We start from the raw sequence: 18,089 nt of genomic DNA on the forward strand, positions 1-18,089 counted from the left end.
GTACTGGTAACGGTGGACAGCGACTTCAAGCGGTTCTGGGCCGGGCAGACGGTCTCGGCGGTCGGCACCCAACTCACGGCGGTCGCCCTGCCGTTGACTGCTGCGCTCACCCTCGACGCGGGCGCCGCAGGCGTCAGCGCGATCGCGACGGCGACCTATCTGCCGAGCGCTGCGCTGCCGCTGCTCGCCGGGCACTGGCTCGAAGGGCGGCGAAAGCGCGGTGTCATGATCGCCGCCGACGTGATCCGGGCCGCCGCGGTGGCCGCGATCCCGGCCGCCTGGGCGTTCGGTCACCTCACCCTGCCCTTGCTGGTCGCCGTGGCCTTCCTGGTCGGCGCCGCGAGCGTGATCTTCGACATCGCGTCGTTCGCCTACCTCCCGGACTTCGTGCCGGAAGCGGAGCTGCCGTCGGCGAACCGAGCTCTCCAAGGGTCGAGCACGGCCGCGCAGGTCGGCGGCCCAGGCTTGGCGGGTTTGCTCGTCCAGCTACTCGGGCCGGCCGTCGCACTCCTGGTGGACGCGCTCTCCTATCTCACCAGCGCACTCGGCATCAGGTCGGCACGGCGGCCGGAGGCGGCGCCGCACGCCACCGACGACCGGCCTGGCCTGTGGGAAGGCGTCCGGCAGATCAAAGTCAGCCCGTTCCTGCGCTCGCTGACCGCCCACGCGGCGCTGTTCAACGCGTCCGCACAGATCATGGTCGTCAACCTCGTCGTCCTCGCGGTGAAGGAGCGCGGCCTGTCCGCCGGGGGTTACGGCATCGCGCTGAGCGCGGGCGGCGCCGGCGCGTTCGCGGGAGCGATGATCGGCCTGCGGCTCGCCAAGCGGCTGGGGTACGGCCGGGCGTTCCTCGCCTCGATGGTGCTGTCCACCGGCGTGCCGCTCCTGACCGCGCTCCTCCCCGGTCGCGGAGTCAGGTACGGCGTCCTCCTCGGGCTCGTCCAGTTCGCGGGCGGTATCGGGCTGGGCAGTGCGAATGTGCTGTCGGTGACGATCCGCCAGCTGCTCATCCCCCGCGCATCCCTTGCCCGGAGCAACGGCGCCTACCGCACGTTCACGTACGGCGTGCTGCCGATCGGCGCTGCGCTGGGCGGAGTACTGGGCAGTGCGTTCGGCACGACCGCCGCGGTCGCGATCGGCACCATCGGTATGGCGCTGTCCGCACTGCCCATGTTCGTCCGGGAGGTGCGCACGCTCGAGACGCCGGTGACTACAGCGGCTTGAACGACGCCATTTCCAGGACGAGATCGCCGGCTTCGTCGGAGGCCGCGAGGTCGACGGACGCGGTGATGCGCCAGTCGTGGTTGCCCTCGGGGTCGTCGATGATCTGCTGGACCTCCCAGTAGCCGGGCTGCTCCTCGACCATGAACAGCGCCGGGCCGCGGGCCGCCGGGCCGGTGTTCAGGGTGGAGTGCTCGGCGTAGTACGCCGTACCGGCCTCGGCCCAGCGAGCGGCGTCCCAGCCCGCCTCGGTGTCGAGCTGGCCCAGCTCCGCCCAGCGGTGCAGGGAGATCAGCTCGACCCGGCGGAACATCGCATTGCGGACCAGGACCCGGAAAGCCCTGCTGTTCAAGGTGATCCGGCGCGGCCCGGCCGGGGTCGCGACCTCCGCCACCTCTTCGGGCACCGGGTTGGTCAGCTCCTCCCACTCGTCGAGCAGGCTGGAGTCGGTCTGCCGGACCACCTCGCCGAGCCACTCGACGATGTCGGTGAGGTCGTCGTTCACCTTGTCCGGTGGAACCGTCTGGCGGAGCGCCTTGTAGGCGTCGCTGAGGTAGCGCAGCACGATCCCCTCGGACCGCGCGAGCCCGTAGTACCCGATGAACTCGCCGAACGTCATCGCCCGCTCGAACATGTCCCGGACCACCGACTTCGGCGACAGCCCGGTGTCGGCGATCCACGGGTGCGTCTGCCGGTACATCTCGAACGTTGCCTCGAGCAACTCGTTCAGCGGCTTCGGCCAGCTGACGTCCTCGAGCAGCTCCATCCGCTCCTCGTACTCGATCCCCTCGGCCTTCATCGCGTTCACCGCTTCGCCCCTGGCGTGGTGCTCCTGCGCCCACAGCACCGCGCGCGGGTCCTCCAGGGTCGCCTCGATGATCGAGACCACGTCCAGCGCGTACTCCGGGCTCTCGGGGTCGAGCAGGTCGAGTGCGGCCAGCGCGAACGTCGACAACGGCTGGTTGAGGCTGAAGTCCTTCTGCAGGTCGACGGTCAGCCGCAGCGTCCGGCCGTACTCGTCCGGTTCGTCGAGCCGCTCGACCACGCCCGCGGTCAGCAGGGTCCGGTAGATCTGGATCGCCCGGCGGATCAGCCGGACCTGGGTCCGGGCGTCCTCGTGGTTGTCGCGGAGCAGCCGCCGCATGCTCGCGAACGCGTCGCCGTCGCGGGCGATCACGTTCAGCAGCATCGCGTGGCTGACCCGCATCCTCGACTGCAGCGCCTCCGGCTCGGCCGCGACCAGCCTGTCGAAGGTGTCCTCGCCCCAGGTGACGAACCCCTCCGGCGGCTTCTTCCGCTGCACCTTGCGCTGCTTCTTCGGGTCGTCGCCGGCCTTCGCCAGGGCCTTCACGTTCTCGACCACGTGATCGGGCGCCTGAACGACGACCGTCCCCGACGTGTCGTACCCGGCCCGTCCCGCCCGGCCCGCGATCTGGTGGAACTCCCGCGCCTTCAGGATCCGCTGCCGGCGTCCGTCGTACTTGCTGAGGGCTGTGAGCACGACGGTCCGGATCGGGACGTTGATGCCGACGCCGAGGGTGTCCGTGCCGCAGATGACCTTGAGGAGGCCGGCCTGCGCGAGCTGCTCGACCAGCCGGCGGTACTTCGGCAGCATGCCGGCGTGGTGGACGCCGATCCCGTGCTTCACCAGCCGCTGCAGGGTCCGGCCGAAGCCCTTGCTGAACCGGAAGTTGCCGATCAGCTCGTTGATCTTCTCCTTCTCCTCCTTCGAGGAGACGTTGATGCTGGTCAGCGCCTGGGCGCGTTCGAGGGCGGCTGCCTGGGTGAAGTGGACGACGTACACCGGCGCCTGGTGGGTGGTGAGCAGCTCCTCGAGCGTCTCGTGCAGGGCGGTGGTGACGTACTTGTAGATCAGCGGCACCGGGCGCTCGGCACTGGACACAATCGCGGTCGGGCGGCCGGTCCGCCGGGACAGGTCGATCTTGAACCGCTCGACGTCGCCGAGAGTCGCCGACATCAGGACGAACTGCGCGTTCGGCAGCTCGAGCAGCGGCACCTGCCAGGCCCAGCCGCGGTCGGGCTCGGAGTAGAAGTGGAACTCGTCCATCACGACCTGGCCGACGTCGGCGTCGGCGCCCTCGCGCAGCGCGACGTTGGCGAGCACCTCGGCGGTGCAGCAGATGATCGGCGCTCCGGCGTTCACCGACGCGTCACCGGTCAGCATGCCGACCTTGTCCGCCCCGAACACGTCGCACAGCGCGAAGAACTTCTCCGACACCAGCGCCTTGATCGGCGCGGTGTAGAAGGTCCGCCGCCCGTTCGCCAGCGCGGCGAAGTGCGCCCCGGTGGCGACCAGGCTCTTCCCCGACCCGGTCGGCGTCGACAGGATCACGTTCGACCCCGTCATCACCTCGATCAGCGCCTCCTCCTGCGCCGGGTACAACGAGATCCCCTGCTCCCCCACCCACCCGGCGAAGGCGTCGTACAGGGCATCGGCGTCGGTCGTCCCCGGAACATTCTCAGTCAGCGTCATCGCAACCCATTGTCCCTTACGGACTAGAACAGCGCGGCGACCAGGTCACCCGCCTCCCGCGACGCGGGCCAATCACTCACCTGGCCATCCCCAAGCTCGACGACCCGCCACACCCCGTCGGCCCGCCGGACCAGGTCAACAGTCACGAACGGCAGCGCGAGCCCGGCAACCAGCGGCTCGACCTCGACCAGATCCACCCCCGCGGGCAAATCGCCCGGGCTGTCCGGATGCGGCGTGACCAGCACACACCGCCCGCCGACCCACCACGTCCGCACCTCCGCCCCGGCGAACTCCTCGAACCGCCGTAGCACGAACCCACCCGTGAATGCATCCTCCCGCAACTCCAGGAACCTGCGGGCCACCCGCTCTACGGCGGCCGGCTCGGGCACGTAGGCAGCCTCGTCCCAGTAGTGCTTCATCGACTTCACGTAGTCCCGCAGTACGGCGGGGCCGTTTCCCAGCTGCTGAGCCGCGATTGTCAGCTCGTCCACGTTGTCACCCGTGGTCCAGACGGACTCCGGTGTGACCGACTTCATCGCGTCGTACCAGCCAGGGAACTCGTGCGCAGTCCGGTAGGCCTCGGCTGACGTCCGCAGTGTCACTCCACGATCCGCGAGCGCCTTCGCGAATCCGTCGTACTCGCTCGTCGACATCATCCATCCGCGATACACGGCATGGTCCGCAGCCGGCACTCCCTGGACGGCGCGCTCCGGATCGCCGAGCGCGTCGTGGTCGATGCGCGCGACGGCGATCCCCCGCTCGCGGGCGGCGGCGGCCTGTCCGGCGAAGTGTGGGTCGACCCGGCGCGGGTTCAGTGGGTCCTGCGGTACGAGCAGCATGCGGCTGATTGTCCCGAAGGCGGGTGTCGTGGCGCTCACGGTTTTCGAGCGACCGCTGGGCTCGGGGAAGGGGCCGTTCGGCGCTGCAACAACTGCAACGCGTTGAGGTTATATCTATTCAGGGATGACTTGGCAGAATGAATACTTCCTCGTGGCGCCGTGTGGGCGCGAGTTTGCTGGTGATGGCGGTGGGGGTGGCGGGCCTGGTGGACCCGGCGGCTCCGGATGGTGGGGACGATGCTGGTGGCACCCAACTGGTGACGACCTGGGGCGCCAGTGACGACATCGCGGGCGGGACGTTGAGCGACATGACGGTGCGGAACATCGTGCGCACCAGCGTCGGCGGGTCGGACCTGCGGATCCGGCTGACGAACGCGTACGGCGACCAGCCGCTGGTGACCGATTCTGTGTACGTCGGGCGACATCAGGACGGCGCGAGCGTCGTACCGGGAACGAGCCGGCGACTGACGTTCGGCGGGAAGACGTCGGTGCGGATCCCGCCGGGTGGGCTGGCGATCAGTGATCCGCTGCCTGGTCCGGTACCGGCGCAGACCAGCCTGACCGTGAGCTTGCACGTGGTCGGGCAGACCGGTGTGATCACGGCGCACAACCGCGCGATGCAGCACAGCTACAAGTCGGTCTCCGGTGACCACGCGGCCGACGAGTCGGCGACGCCGTACCAGACCGAGTCGTCGGCGTGGTTCTTCGTCAACGCCGCGATCGTCTCGGCGCCGCGGCAGGTCGACACGGTCGCCACGCTGGGCGACTCGATCACCTCGTCGGTCGGTACGACGATCGACACCAACCGGAGGTGGCCGGACGTGCTCGCCGACCGGTACGCGCAGTTGCCCGAGCATCGGCGGCTCGCGATCTCCAACGAGGGGATCTCCGGGAACCGGGTGCTGAACGGTGTGGCGAAGGCGGGTAGTGCGGGGCCGAACGCGCTGGCCCGGCTCGACCGGGATGTGCTGACGAAGCCCGGCGTACAGACTGTTCTTGTGCTGGAGGGGATCAACGACATCTATGCCGGGGCGACTGCGGACGAACTGATCGACGGGTATCGGCAGTTGATCGCACGGGCGCACGCGACCGGGCGCTGCATCGTCGGTGGGACGATCACGCCGGTCGGTGGGTCGTTCGTGTACACGCCGGAGAAGGAGGCGGCTCGGCAGGCCGTCAACACGTTCATCCGCACCAGCGGGGAGTTCGACGGCGTCGTCGACTTCGACGCCGCCACCCGCGACCCCGCCGACCCCACCCGCCTCCAGTCCGCGTACGACGGCGGCGACGGCCTCCACCCCAACGACGCCGGCAACCACGCCATGGGCCAGGCCGCCAACCTAGAAACCCTCCGCTGCAACTAAAAACCACCGCGCGCACCGCCCGGGGGGCGGTGCGCGCGGCGGGTCCGCGACTGGTTGTTACTTGCGGCCTTGGATTGACATGGCTTGTTCGTATTCGGCGCGGATGGCGTCGCCGCCGGATTTTCGCCATTCGGTGACGGCTTCGTCCCAGGCGGAGAGTTTGGCCCGGCCCAGCTGGATGTCCTTGGTCAGGGCGTCGAAGCGGGTCGTGAAGACCTTGCCCTTGGTGGACTCGGTCGGTGAGTAGAGCCCGTAGACCGGCGGCAGGACAGCCGTGGGCAGGACCGCCTTGAGGTGGCCGTACGCGACGTCGACCGCCTCGGGACGCCCCGGGAAGTAGACCGGGTAGCCGCCGTCGGCCAGGTACTGGATCGGGAACTCGCCCAGGCAGACCTCGCTCTGACCGGCCTCGGTCAGCACCGGGTCGGTGCCCTTCAGCGTGTAGTGGCGATCGGGCAGCCCGAACTTGCGGAACAGGTACTCCTCGGTCCCGAACGGCGCGGCCATCCAGTTCAGCACCCGCAGCAGCATCTTGGTCCGCTCCGGCGAGCTGGGTTTGATCGCGGCGATCGAGTTGTTCGGCTTGCCGAGCAGCACCCGGCCGACCTTCCCGGACTGATCACGCACGACCGGGATCCCGATGGCGAAGCTCTTCACCACGCTGCGCCGGTAGAAGCTCTGGAGCGACGAGTACGTGTCCTGCGTCAGCACCGCCGACCCCTGGCTGAACCAGACCTTCTGGTTCGGCTTGGCCACACCGTCGGGATGGATCAGGCCGTCGACCACCATCTGCCGGGTGATCGTCAGCATCTCCTTGTGTTCCGGGAGCTCCCAGCTGTGCACCAGCCGGCCGTCGCGAACCTCCCAGTCCCTCGGCAACCCGAGCATCGCGCACAGCGCCCACTTAGGCGGTACGGCGAAAGCCCACCGCTTCTTCTTCTCGTCAGTCACCGCCTTGCCGACCTTGATCAACTCGTCGAGGTTCGGCGACTCGAGCTCGACACCCAGCTGGTCGAGGATGTCCTGCCGCGCCAGCAGCAGATCGGTCGACATCACTCCGCGCTGGATCGGGACAGCCCGGATTCCCCCGGAGTACACGCACCCGCGCCACGACTCGGTGGACAGGTTGGCCAGGAACGGGTACTCCAGGATCGCGTCGCCGGACAGGTACTCGGTCAGGTCCTGCGCCCGCGCCTCCAGGAACTGCGGCAGGTAGGAGAACCCACCCTCGACGTTGAACAGGTCGCCGAGGGTGTCACCGGCCACGGAGGTCGCGAACTTGTCGTCGTAGTCGGCGGCCGCCGTGATCGTCAGCGCCAGCGGGGAGCCGAGCCGGTTGTTCAGCTCCTGCCAGTACGCGTTCCGGTCGGCTGTCGGTGGGATCGGGTTCGACGTCGGCGCACTTCCGGACACGTCGCTGCCGTCCCCCGGTACGCCGTCGGTCACCCGACCGGGCTGCTCCGGGAACCGGTAGAAGCAGTCCGGCATCAACGGATGCGACCGCGGCAGGTCCGGCTTCGGGCCGTCGAAGCGCCGGTACGTCGGCAGCTGCACCGGCTTGTTCAGCGCCGCGATGTCGGTCGACCTGGTCACCGTGGCGCAGCCGCTCAATCCGCCGGCGACCGCCGTGGCGGCCAGTGAACCGCCGAGGAACCTCCTTCTGCTGAGCGTCATCCCTTCACCGCCCCGGTCAGCATTCCCTTGGCGAAGTGCCGCTGCAGGAACGGGTAGACGATCAGGATCGGCACCAGCGAGATCACCAGGATCGCCATCTGGATGGACTCCTGCGGTGGCAACTGGTCGGCCGCCGCGCCACCGAGGTCACCACTGCTGAGCTCGGTGTTGTTGATGACGTACGTCCGCAGCACCAGCTGCAGCGGCCACTTCGCCGTGTCGCTGATGTAGAGCATCGCGCTGAAGAACGCGTTCCAGTAACCGACCGCGTAGAACAGGCCGATCACCGCGAGCACCGCCCGGGACAGCGGCAGCACGATCGACCAGAAGATCCGGAAGTCGCCGGCGCCGTCGACGCGCGCCGAGTCGACCACCGAGTCCGGGATGCTCATGAAGAACGCCCGCAGGATGATCACGTTGAAGCCGCTGATCGCGGTCGGCAGGATCAGCGCGAACAGCGAGTCGAGCAGGCCGAACTGCTTGACCACCAGGTAGTTCGGGATCAGCCCGGGGCTGAACAGCAGGCTGAACAGCACGATCATCAGGATCGGCCGCTGCCCGACCGAACCGGGCCGGCTGAGCGCGTACGCCAGCATGGTGGACCCGGCCAGGCTGATGAACGTGCCGCCGATCGTGATCAGGAAGCTGACCGACAGCGCCTGCAGTACGACGCCGCCGTTGAAGATCGTGCGGTACGAGTCGAGGTTGATGCCGTCCGGCCAGAGCACGAAGCCACCGGAGTTGGTGACGTGGGCCTGGCTCGCGATGCTGGTCGAGATCACGCCGATGAACGGAACGATCACGACCAGGCAGCAGAGCACCAGCACGATGCCCTTGATCACCCGGACCGGAATCCCAGGTGCGTCGATGAGCTCCGGTTTGCGAGTGGAGCGCAAGAGATTCGTTGATGTGCTCATGCTTTCCTGTACACCCCCGCCTCGCCGAGGACGTGTGCGATCTTGTTGGCGCCGATCACCAGGGCGACGCCGACCAGACCCTTGACCAGGCCCACTGCGGCCGAGACTCCCCATTGGCCGGCCAGGACGCCGTTGTTGTAGACGTAGGTGTCCAGCACCTCACTGGCCGGTCTGCCGACCCAGCTCTGCTGCAGGATGATCTGCTCGAACCCGACGGTCAGCGAGTCGCCGAGCCGCAGGATCAGCAGCAGGATGATCAGCCCGCGGATCCCCGGCAGCGTGACGTGCACCAACTGCCGCAGGCGGGAGGCTCCGTCGACCCGGGCGGCCTCGTAGAGCCCGGTGTCGATCTGGGTCAGCGCGGCCAGGAACAGGATCGTTCCCCAGCCGGTGTCCTTCCAGATCACCTGGCTGGTGAGCAGCGCGATGAAGCTGTCCGGGTTGCCGAGGAAGTCGATCGTGTCGATGCCGCGGGACCGCAGCATGTTGTTGATCATGCCGCTGCCGCCGAGGATCTGCTGGAAGATCGCGATCACGATCACCCAGGACAGGAAGTGCGGCAGGTAGAGCACCGACTGGACGACGCGCTTGATCCGCTCCGACAGCAGGCTGTTCAGCAGCAGCGCCAGCGCGATCGGCGCCGGGAACACGAAGACCACCTGGACCAGCGTGATCAGCAGCGTGTTCTTCAGCGCGTTCAGGAACTCCGCGTCCCCGTTGAAGATGACCGCGAAGTTGTCCAGGCCGACCCAGGCGCTGCGTCCCATCGGGACGAACGGCAGGTACTCCTGGAACGCGATCAGGTTGCCGAGCAACGGCAGGTAGTGGAAGGCGAGCATCAGGCCCAGACCGGGCACCGCCATCAGCAGCAGCACCTTGTCCCGGCGGACGCGTCCCCACCAGGTCAGCTGCCCGCCGCGCCTCGGTGGGGCGGATCCCCCGAGGGCGGCGCCCGGGGGTCCGGAGCCGGTCACACCGGCTCGGTCGATGGTTGTGGACTGGTCGATCTGCGGGCTGAGGACTCCGTCTGTTCGAGCCACGCGACACTCCCTGCGTCGTTGCCGGACGCCGCCCTCCGCCGTTGGAGAGCGCTTACCATTACAACGTTGATATCGTGTCTCGGCGTGTCGCGCTAGGTCATGCGGTGGGTCTTTTCGGTTAACTGAGGTGCCACCGAGGCTCGGCGAGGCGCTCACGGGCCAGGAGTTCGAGGTGGGCCCGGGCCATCTGGACGGTCTGCAGGCAGAGCCCTCCGAAGTCACCCAACTGGGTACCGATCTCACCCGCAAGCTCACGGACCGTGAGCGATCCACGCGTTCGGAGGAGCTGCCGGGTGAAGCTGTCGACGTCGCTCACCCACTCGACACTCTCGGTGATCCGAGCGCGTCCGGCGGCCGCGTCGAGCGGGTCGCCGTGCGAGGGCACGAGAGCGTCGAAATCCAACTCGAGCAGGCGGTTGAGGCCGTCGACGTACTGGCTGACGTTGGTGTAGAGCGGCGCCAGCCAGGTCTCGCTGTCCAGGAACGGCCGGCCCCGGCCCTGCACGTCGTCGAAGGTGAACAGCGTCCGGCTGGGCTCGTCGAGTACGGCGATATGTCCGGGGCTGTGCCCGCTGGTCGTGACTACCTGTAAACGCCGATCGGCCGGAAGATGGTCGCCGTCACGCAGCAGGATGTCCACCCGGACCCGGTCGTCGAGCATGCCGAGAATCTCGGTCCGCTCGCCCTCCGACAGGTCGAGCGCGGCGGTATCGGTTCCCCACAACTCGGTCAGCAGTTTCTCGTTGTCCTCCAGCCAGCCGGCCTCCAGCGCAGGCGCGGCGAACCGCGCGCCACTGTGCTTCTTCAGTACGGCGTTCCCGCCCATGTGGTCCGGATGCGCGTGACTGTTGACCACGAGCGTGAGGTCACCCAGCCCGAGTCCGAGCGCCGCCAACTCCGGAGCAGTTGCGGCCTCGGGGGTGGAAGCGATCCCAGCGTCCAGCAGCACCAACTCCGAGCCGGCGTCGATCACGTGCAACCACAACGGCAGTCCGCAGACGTGCGGGTAGTCGGTCGCCAACTGGTGGATCCCTGGGGCGATCTGGGTCGGCATCGCTCACCGTCCTTCGAAGGTTCCGGTACGACGTTCCGCGAAGGCCGCCCGGCCTTCGGCAGCGTCGCGGGTCCCGAGAGCCACCGCCTGCAGCTCCCGCTCGTACTGGATGGCTGGTTCGAGGCCCATCGAGAGGGCTGCCCGGAGGTTGGCCTTGGCCGCTTGGGCCGCGACCGGCGGCCGCTGGGCGATCCGGTGCGCCAACTCGGTGGCCGCGGGCAACAACTCGTCGGCGGGGAGCACCCCGCTGATCAGTCCGATCCGCAACGCCTCCGCGGCGTCGATGGGGTCGCCGGTCAGCAGCATCATCGCCACGTCGCTCGCCGCCACACTCGCGGCGAGCAGCGCGGTCACTCCCCCACCGCCGATCCACCCCAGCTTGATCTCCGCGGCGGCAAAGCTCGCGTGCGCAGCCGCGAGCCGGATGTCGCACGACAACGCGAGCTCGAGCCCACCGCCGTACGCGTAGCCGTTGATCGCGGCGATCATCGGCGTCCGCAGGCTGCGGAGGGCGTCGCAGTAGTCGCGGCGGTTGCGGAAATGCCACGGACCGTCGTACCGGTCGAGCTCGCCGATGTCGCTGCCGACCGAGAAGGCCCGGTCGCCGGCGCCGGTCACCACGACCGCGCGGATGGACGGGTCGTCGTCGATGCGTGGGATGAGTTCGAGCAACTCGGTGCTCATCGCGCGGGTCGCCGCGTTCAGCTTGGCCGGGCGGTCGAGGGTCAGCAGCCCGACCCCGCCGTCGGTGTCGAAGCGGATCCGGCCGTCATCCATGGCTCGCCCTCCGATAGTCGTCCTCGATCCGGTCGACCGCCGTCGCGGCATCGGCGGCGTTCCCCAGCAATTCCCGCACCCGCGAGGACAGCTCGTCCTGAAAGGCGATCCAGCCGTCGAACCGCGGCCGCACGTACGACGTCCTGAGCGTGCCGAGCGTGGCCGAGTAGTGCCCGTTCCACGCCTTGTCCACCACGTCCGACGCCCACACCGCAGCAGTCGCCGACTGCCCACCCACCGTCGACACGGTGTCCAGCTGTACGCCGACATCCAGCAAGCCACGCACGTACTTCGTCACGGCCAGCACGCGCGTGTAGGCGCGAGGTGTCACCGCCAGACCAGTACCGCCCAGCGTGCCGTTGCCCAATTGGTCCGCCGACCGCAACCGCGGAGCCGCCGACCAGGCCACCGGCACGCGGTCTGCCGAGTCAGCACCGTAGTACGCGTAGCTGTAAACCAGCGGGCAGCAGACCAGCTCATTGCTAGTGGCAAGCAGCTCATGGATGCCGATCGGGTCGAGCCCGGCAGCACTCTGGTCCGACCGTCGCCACACAGCCCGCAGCAACTCCATCGCCTCGACCGCACGAGTTCGATCGAGCAGACCGGCGCCAGTCCGATCACCGGCGAGACCGAGCAGCATCAACCCGGCGTGTGGACCGGCGATGCACAGCACGACGCCAGACAGGTCCAGCACGTCGGACCAGGAAGCAGGAGGCACCTCGAGCAGGTCCGAACGGTAGAGACAGGTCTGCGTAGCGGCATCCAACGGCAGGGCCCAGCCGTGCCCGTGCAGCCGATAGCTGTCCCACGTCGGCTCCACTGCGCGGTCCCGCCAGACCTTGAGATCACGCGCGGCGAACACGTCCTCCACGGGCAGGATCGCCCCGGCCTCGATCGCAGCGCCGAGACCGGGGTGATCCACGACCAGCAAGTCGTAGCGCTCGGCCAACTCCGACAGCGGGGTCGACTCGAAGCCGGACAGCGGCTGCCGGTCCCACACCACCTCGACGCCGGGCGTCTCGAACGCCTCCAGCGGTCGATATCCCCGCGGATGGTCCCACGTCAGCCCGCGCAGCTGGACTGTCACCGCGACACCACCACGCCACGCCGTACCAGCTCTTCGCGGCGTTCGGCGGAGACACCGAGCTCGCCCAGCAGCTCGTCGCTGTGTTCACCGGTCAACGGCGCGGGTCGCCGTACCGCTGCCGGTGTCGCGCTGAAGCGGTACGGGAAGCCAGGGGTCGTGACCGTGCCCTCGGTCGGGTGCTCGTAGGTCACGAACGACTCGTTGTGCAGCACCTGCGGATCGGTCTGGAGGTCGGCGTAGGAGTAGACCGGGCCGCACCAGATGCCGCGTTCGCGCAGCTTCGTCAGCCAGTGATCGGTGGATTCGGTGCGCAGCGCGGCAGAGACCACCGCCGAGATCTCATCCCGGCGGACGAACCCGTCGCGCTCCGCGTCCAGCTCGCCCAGCGACGGCACGTCCAGTACGTCGGCCAGCACCGACAACTCGGCAAAGGCCAGCGAGATGTAGCCGTCTGCCGTGCTGAAGATGCCGTACGGCGCACGAATGTAGCTGTGGGCGTGCACCTCCTGAGACCGCGTCTGCGGGACGCCGCCGACCGTGTGGACGGACAGCTCCTGCATCTGCATTGCGATCACCGCGTCCAGCATGTTCACCTGGACGAGCTGGCCTTCCCCCGTCCGTTCACGATGCAGCAGCGCCGCGAGCACACCTTCGAACGAGCTGTAGGCCGTGACCGCGTCAGCCAGGAAGTACGGCGCGGCCACCGGCGGCTCACCTGGTCGCCCGGCGCTGAACAACGCACCGCTCATCGCCTGCACGAGCAGGTCCTGCCCGGGCCACAACGCGTACGGACCGGTCTCGCCGTACCCGGACACTGAGGCATAGACCAGGTCGGGCTTCAGTGCGCGCAGCGTCTCGTAGTCGACGCCGAGCCGGGCCGCGACGCCCGGCCGGTAGTTCTGCAGGAAGACGTCGGACGTGCGCACGAGGTCGTACAGCAGCTCACGGCCCTCGTCGGACTTGAGGTCGACGGCCAGGCTGCGCTTGTTCCGATTGAGGGACAGGAACGACGCGTTCACCTCGTTGCCGACGGCACCGCCGGCAGCCGTGTGCCGCTGCCACTCTCCGGTGACCGGCTCGACCTTGACCACGTCGGCGCCGAGGTCACCCAGCCGCATCGCGGCCAGCGGACCGGCCATCGCCACCGAGAGGTCGAGCACGCGGTAGCCGGACAGGATGCTCATTGGGCGGTCCACCCGGCGTCGACCGGCAGTACGGCGCCAGTGATGAACGACGCGTCGTCGCTGGCGAGGAACGCGATTGCGGCAGCCACCTCGGCCGGCTGCCCGATCCGGCCGAGGGCGTGGTGCCGGTCGACCATCGCCTGCATCGCGCCCGGGTCGTCCTCGCCGCCGACCTTGCCGTTGCGGATCAGCGGGGTGTCGATGAGGCCCGGTGCGACACAGTTCGCCCGGACACCGTCGCGGCCGTGGTCGAGGGCCATCGCGCGGGTCAGGTTCTCCACGCCGGCCTTCGCCGCACAGTACGCCGACCGGTTGCGCTCGCCGACCGTGCCGATCGCCGAGGAGATCGTCACGACCGCGCCGTTGCCCTGAGCAATGAAGCGGGGAAGCACCGCGCGGCAGGAGTTGTAGACGCCGGTCAGGTCGACGTCGAGGATGGTCCGCCACTCGTCCGGGCTGGTGTTCGGCACGGTGTCGCACACGTCGACGCCGGCCGCGCTGACCAGCACGTGGACGGCGTCCAGCGCTGCGACCACTTCCAGCGTGCGTTCCAGATCGGTGACGTCCAGCTCGACGCCGGTGCCGCCGAGCGACTTGCCCAGCTCGGCGGCCGCCGTACCGTCGCGGTCGGCGACCACGACCGTGCCGCCCTCGGCGGCGATCCGGTGGGCCGTGGCCGCGCCGATCCCGGAGGCTCCTCCGGTGATCAGCGCGACCTTGCCCGCAAAACGTTGCGTGTCCATATCTACTTCGGGACCTCAGGGCTTCTCGTAGGGGAAGGAGGGCAGCACGCCGATCCGGTCGTACTGCATCCGGGAGTCGTCGAAGCCGTCCGCCCAGCTGACGTTCTCGAAGGTGTCGCACGGACCCGCGGACGGCCCGTGGTACGGGTCGCTCTCGGTGTTCGTCACCTTCACGTCGGAGAACGCGAACCCACAGCCGCCGAAGTCCATGTGCACGCCGTACGGCTTGCTGTCCGGCATCGACGGGTCGGCGTTGGCGTCGTCGATGATCAGCTGCGACACCGCCGCGTCCGGGGTGTACGGCGGCTGGTTGCGGACGCCGTACGCGTAGAACGGACCGGTGTCGCCGCTGTCCTTGGCCAGGTGCGACAGCCGCACGTGGTGGACGGTGTTGCCGCTGGTGTAGTTGTCCTCGTTCGGGATCTCGGGTCGCGACTCGATGCTGATGCCGTACCGGGCGCCGTGCTCGACGACGGTGTGGCTGATCTCGTTGCGGCCGCTGTTCATGATCTCGACGCCGGCCGAGTCGCCCGGGACGAGCTCGCCGATGTGGTGGATGTAATTGTTCGTGAACGTGTTGTCGTGGGCGAGGTCGCCTTCACCAGGCCAACCGCCTTCGACCTTGATGCCGTCGTTGCCGAGGTGCTCGAGCAGACTGTCGGACACGGTCGTCTGCTCGTTGGCGAACAGCAACTCGATCGCGGTGAACCCGGTCCGCTGCAGGTGCAGGCGGGTCAGCTTGACGCCGCGGGTGTTGGTCAGCGTGATCGCGCCCCACCGGTTGCGGGGCAACTCGATCTGCGTGTCGTACTTCGGGTACTTGTGGGCGAACCCGGACCCGCCGGTGCCATTCCAGCCGTACCGGTACCACTCCATGAAGTCGGTGTGCTGGATCGCCAGGCCGTCGAGCGTCAGGTTCTCGACCCGCCGGCTCGGCGACGCGCCGGCGATCGAGAACACCTGGGTCACCGTCGGCCGCAGCACCTTCACGCCGTCCATCGTGCCGCCGCGCGGCTTGTAGTACAGCGTCTTCGCCGGGTAGTCCAGGTAGTACTCCCCCGCCTGGTCGAGCAGGCTGAGCGAGTTCTGCACGAAGTACCGCGAGCCGCCGCCGGAGTTGATGAACCCGTACCGCGCCGGGTAGATCAGCGTGGTCCGGCGCTTGGTGTGGTTGATGTCGAGCAACGGCACAGTGTCGGTGAACCAGGACCACGATCCACCCGACCACACCGTCACCTGCGCCGGCCACGACGTACCGAGCCGAAGGTCCCACGAGGGATCCCACTCACCGGTGTTGAACCCGAGCTGGTCGCGCACCGCCTCCTTGGTCGGGTCGAACAGGATCGACCGCAGGTACGGCGCCCACTCGTCGTCCGACCGCCGGTTCGGATACCGCGCGGTGGTCGCCCGCGTCCCTTCGGCGTACAACGTGTAGAACGGCTGGTCCACGTCCACCGGCGCCTTGAAGATCCCGTCCTGGTACGGCGTCCAGCCGGTCACCTCCGTGGCGCCTTCGAAGACGGCCTTCCCCGGCCCGTCCACACTCCGGTAGGTCACCCCGGAGTCCCGGTCGTCGAAGGTGATCGTCTTGCTGACCCGGTAGGTCCCCGCCTTCAGGTTGACCACCGGGTTGCACGCGGACTTCGTGGACCGAAGGATGTCGCGAGCATGCTCGACCGTCTTCCAGGGCTTCCGTTCCGACCCTTGACCGGCGTCGTTCCCGGTCGGTGAAACCCAGTACGCATCACACTTGTCGGCCGGCGTTGCTTCCACCACGGAACCAGCGCCTACCACTCCGAGAGCACCGACGACGACTGCTGCAAGCAATCGCATCGACCTCACCGTCCTTCCACGTCGTACGGGAAGCTGGGCAGGACGCCGATCTTGTCGTACTCCATCTTCGAGGCGTCGAAACCGGCCGCCCAGTTGGCGTTGGTCACCTGGTTGCACTGGTACGACTGGTACTTGTCGTCGGTCACCTGGCCCACCTCGATGTTCGCGAACGAGAACCCACACCCGCCCGCGTCCATGTGCACGCCGCGGGTGCCACTGTCCGGCATCGAGGCGTCCGGGATCACGTCGGTGATGACCACCTGCTCGACCGTGTTCTGGACCGGATGCGGCTCCTGGTTGTCGATGCCGTACGTGTAGAACGCGCCCATGTCACCGCTGTCCAGGCCGGTCTCCTCCAGGCGGATGTACTTGAACGAGTTGCCGGTGGCGTACTGCTCACCGTCCTTGACCTCCGGCCGCGACTCGAGGCTGATCCCGTAGCGCGCGCTGTGTTTGACGACGACGTGCGAGACCTCGTTGTCGCCGGTGCCCAGCAGCTCGATCCCGGCCGCGTCGCCCGGCACCAGCTCGCCGACGTGGTCGATGTAGAGGTTGGTGAACGTGTTGTGGTGCGCCACGTTGCCCTCGCCCGGGTACGGGCCCTCGACCTTGATGCCGTCGGCGCCGAGGTTCTCGAGCAGGCTGTCGGCCACGCGGACGTGGTCGTTGGCCGACAACAGGTAGACGCCGTGGTAGCCGGTGTCGCGCAGATGCAGGCCGGTCAGGTCGACGTTCCGGGTGTTCGTCAGCGTCACCGCACCGAACCGGTTCCGGGTCATCTCGATCTGCCGGTCGTACTCCTTGTACTTGTGCTTCTGACCCGAGTCACCCGCGCTGATCCATCCCGAGCGGTACCACTGCATGAAGTCGGTGGACGAAATCCCGAGTCCGTCGAAGGCGATGTCCTGCAGCCGTCGCGTCGGCGTCGCACCGGCCAGCGACAACACCTGCGTCTGCGTCGGACGCAGTACCCGCTTGCCGTCCATCGTGCCGCCGCGCGGCTTGTAGTACAGCTCCTTGGTCGCCCAGTCGAGGTAGTACTCGTCCTCGGCGTCGAGCAGGTCGAGCGAGTTCTGGACGAAGTACCGCGAACCGGCCCGGGAGTTGATCATCGCGTACCGGGTCCAGTAGTCCAGGATGACCTTGTTGTCCTTCCAGTCCGCGTTCTTGATCGGGACCGTGTCGGTGAACCAGCTCCAGGAACCGCCGGACCAGATCATCAGCTGGGCCGGCCAGTCGGTGTAGCTGTTCAGGTTCCAGGTCTCGTTCCAGTCGCCGTCGGTGTAGCCGACCTGGTCCCGGACGGCCTCCTTCTCCGGCTCGATCAGCACGGACTCCAGGTACGGCGCCCACTCCTCGTCGGACCGCCGGTTCGGGTATCGCGCCGTGGTGGCGCGCTCGCCGTCGACGTACAGGGTGTAGAACGGCTGGTCGATGTCCACCTTCGCCTTGAAGATGCCGTCCTTGTACGGCGCCCAGCCGGTGACCTCCTGCGCCGCCTCGAGCACGGCCTTCCCCGGACCGTCGGCGCTCCGGTAGACGACCTTGTGCCCGTTCGACCCGGAGTCGCGGTCGTCGAAGGTGATCGTCTTGTCGACCTGGTAGGCGCCTGCCGTCATGTTGACCACGAGGTCACACGACAGGTGCCGGTTCAGGTTCCGCGCCCGGATGGTGTCCCGGGCGTGCTCGATCGTCCGCCAGGGCTTCGACTTCGTGCCCGGCGCCGAGTCCTCGCCGTCGAGCGAGACCCAGAACGACTGGCATCCCGCGGTCTGCTCGGCCGGCCGGGCGCTGAACGCCGTACCGGCTCCGACCACTCCGAGGGCCAGGCCGATGACCAATCCACCAAGTACGCGCATCGA

At 68.2% G+C, this 18,089-nt stretch carries 14 protein-coding genes; 2 read left to right on the top strand and 12 right to left on the bottom strand.

What is annotated here, in order from left to right; all coding sequences use genetic code 11:
• The first annotated feature begins 12 nt into the window (after positions 1-12).
• A complete protein-coding gene (locus ACIBGM_RS30490; protein ID WP_396387471.1) occupies positions 13-1,224 on the top strand; it encodes an MFS transporter in 1,212 nt (403 codons plus the stop codon).
• On the opposite strand, the gene ACIBGM_RS30495 is transcribed toward ACIBGM_RS30490, so the two are convergent.
• Positions 1,211-3,715: a DEAD/DEAH box helicase gene (locus tag ACIBGM_RS30495; RefSeq protein ID WP_396387472.1), complete on the bottom strand. Its 2,505-nt coding sequence runs from the start codon at positions 3,713-3,715 to the stop codon at positions 1,211-1,213. The two genes, ACIBGM_RS30490 and ACIBGM_RS30495, sit on opposite strands and share 14 nt — an antisense overlap.
• Positions 3,716-3,738: 23 nt before the next feature.
• The gene (locus ACIBGM_RS30500; RefSeq protein ID WP_396387473.1) at positions 3,739-4,554 is read right to left on the bottom strand and encodes an ATP-grasp domain-containing protein; all 816 of its coding nucleotides are present in this window, start codon (positions 4,552-4,554) and stop codon (positions 3,739-3,741) included.
• 137 nt (positions 4,555-4,691) lie between these two features.
• On the opposite strand from ACIBGM_RS30500, the gene ACIBGM_RS30505 reads away from it, so the two are divergent.
• The gene (locus ACIBGM_RS30505) at positions 4,692-5,918 is read left to right on the top strand and encodes an SGNH/GDSL hydrolase family protein (RefSeq protein ID WP_396387474.1); all 1,227 of its coding nucleotides are present in this window, start codon (positions 4,692-4,694) and stop codon (positions 5,916-5,918) included.
• A gap of 57 nt (positions 5,919-5,975) precedes the next feature.
• Here the strand turns inward: ACIBGM_RS30505 and ACIBGM_RS30510 are convergent, their stop codons facing one another.
• The 10 genes from ACIBGM_RS30510 to ACIBGM_RS30555 form a co-directional block, all read right to left on the bottom strand.
• The gene (locus ACIBGM_RS30510) at positions 5,976-7,592 is read right to left on the bottom strand and encodes a substrate-binding domain-containing protein (protein WP_396387475.1); all 1,617 of its coding nucleotides are present in this window, start codon (positions 7,590-7,592) and stop codon (positions 5,976-5,978) included.
• Positions 7,589-8,509, bottom strand: coding sequence for a carbohydrate ABC transporter permease (locus tag ACIBGM_RS30515; protein ID WP_360532950.1), 921 nt, complete (start codon positions 8,507-8,509; stop codon positions 7,589-7,591). Before ACIBGM_RS30515 ends, ACIBGM_RS30510 begins: the two co-directional genes overlap by 4 nt.
• The gene (locus ACIBGM_RS30520; RefSeq protein WP_396387476.1) at positions 8,506-9,549 is read right to left on the bottom strand and encodes an ABC transporter permease; all 1,044 of its coding nucleotides are present in this window, start codon (positions 9,547-9,549) and stop codon (positions 8,506-8,508) included. Before ACIBGM_RS30520 ends, ACIBGM_RS30515 begins: the two co-directional genes overlap by 4 nt.
• Positions 9,550-9,667: 118 nt before the next feature.
• Positions 9,668-10,603, bottom strand: a complete 936-nt coding sequence (locus tag ACIBGM_RS30525) for an MBL fold metallo-hydrolase (protein ID WP_396387477.1) — start codon at positions 10,601-10,603, stop codon at positions 9,668-9,670.
• A 3-nt stretch (positions 10,604-10,606) separates the two neighbouring features.
• Positions 10,607-11,380: an enoyl-CoA hydratase/isomerase family protein gene (locus tag ACIBGM_RS30530; RefSeq protein ID WP_396387478.1), complete on the bottom strand. Its 774-nt coding sequence runs from the start codon at positions 11,378-11,380 to the stop codon at positions 10,607-10,609.
• Positions 11,373-12,467: a hypothetical protein gene (locus tag ACIBGM_RS30535; RefSeq protein WP_396387480.1), complete on the bottom strand. Its 1,095-nt coding sequence runs from the start codon at positions 12,465-12,467 to the stop codon at positions 11,373-11,375. The genes ACIBGM_RS30530 and ACIBGM_RS30535 overlap by 8 nt, the downstream gene beginning before the upstream one ends.
• Complete coding sequence (locus ACIBGM_RS30540; protein WP_396387481.1) at positions 12,464-13,651, bottom strand: CaiB/BaiF CoA transferase family protein; 1,188 nt, start codon at positions 13,649-13,651, stop codon at positions 12,464-12,466. The genes ACIBGM_RS30535 and ACIBGM_RS30540 overlap by 4 nt, the downstream gene beginning before the upstream one ends.
• The gene (locus tag ACIBGM_RS30545; RefSeq protein ID WP_360532932.1) at positions 13,648-14,394 is read right to left on the bottom strand and encodes an SDR family oxidoreductase; all 747 of its coding nucleotides are present in this window, start codon (positions 14,392-14,394) and stop codon (positions 13,648-13,650) included. The genes ACIBGM_RS30540 and ACIBGM_RS30545 overlap by 4 nt, the downstream gene beginning before the upstream one ends.
• Positions 14,395-14,409: 15 nt before the next feature.
• Entirely contained in the window at positions 14,410-16,227 is a 1,818-nt protein-coding gene (locus tag ACIBGM_RS30550; RefSeq protein ID WP_360532929.1) for a right-handed parallel beta-helix repeat-containing protein, read from the bottom strand.
• Positions 16,228-16,232: 5 nt separating this feature from the next.
• Positions 16,233-18,086, bottom strand: coding sequence for a right-handed parallel beta-helix repeat-containing protein (locus tag ACIBGM_RS30555; protein WP_396387482.1), 1,854 nt, complete (start codon positions 18,084-18,086; stop codon positions 16,233-16,235).
• Between the last annotated feature and the right edge of the window lie 3 nt (positions 18,087-18,089).

The sequence above is a fragment of the Kribbella sp. NPDC050470 genome, assembly GCF_044458365.1.
Classification (GTDB): Bacteria; Actinomycetota; Actinomycetes; order Propionibacteriales; family Kribbellaceae; genus Kribbella.

Coding starts and splice junctions, on each gene's coding strand:
- ACIBGM_RS30500 (WP_396387473.1), bottom strand. CDS start 4,554: ATGCTGCTCGTACCGCAGGACCCACTGAACCCGCGCCGGGTCGACCCA.
- ACIBGM_RS30525 (WP_396387477.1), bottom strand. CDS start 10,603: ATGCCGACCCAGATCGCCCCAGGGATCCACCAGTTGGCGACCGACTAC.
- ACIBGM_RS30530 (WP_396387478.1), bottom strand. CDS start 11,380: ATGGATGACGGCCGGATCCGCTTCGACACCGACGGCGGGGTCGGGCTG.
- ACIBGM_RS30495 (WP_396387472.1), bottom strand. CDS start 3,715: ATGACGCTGACTGAGAATGTTCCGGGGACGACCGACGCCGATGCCCTG.
- ACIBGM_RS30550 (WP_360532929.1), bottom strand. CDS start 16,227: ATGCGATTGCTTGCAGCAGTCGTCGTCGGTGCTCTCGGAGTGGTAGGC.
- ACIBGM_RS30510 (WP_396387475.1), bottom strand. CDS start 7,592: ATGACGCTCAGCAGAAGGAGGTTCCTCGGCGGTTCACTGGCCGCCACG.
- ACIBGM_RS30505 (WP_396387474.1), top strand. CDS start 4,692: ATGAATACTTCCTCGTGGCGCCGTGTGGGCGCGAGTTTGCTGGTGATG.
- ACIBGM_RS30555 (WP_396387482.1), bottom strand. CDS start 18,086: ATGCGCGTACTTGGTGGATTGGTCATCGGCCTGGCCCTCGGAGTGGTC.
- ACIBGM_RS30515 (WP_360532950.1), bottom strand. CDS start 8,509: ATGAGCACATCAACGAATCTCTTGCGCTCCACTCGCAAACCGGAGCTC.
- ACIBGM_RS30540 (WP_396387481.1), bottom strand. CDS start 13,651: ATGAGCATCCTGTCCGGCTACCGCGTGCTCGACCTCTCGGTGGCGATG.
- ACIBGM_RS30545 (WP_360532932.1), bottom strand. CDS start 14,394: ATGGACACGCAACGTTTTGCGGGCAAGGTCGCGCTGATCACCGGAGGA.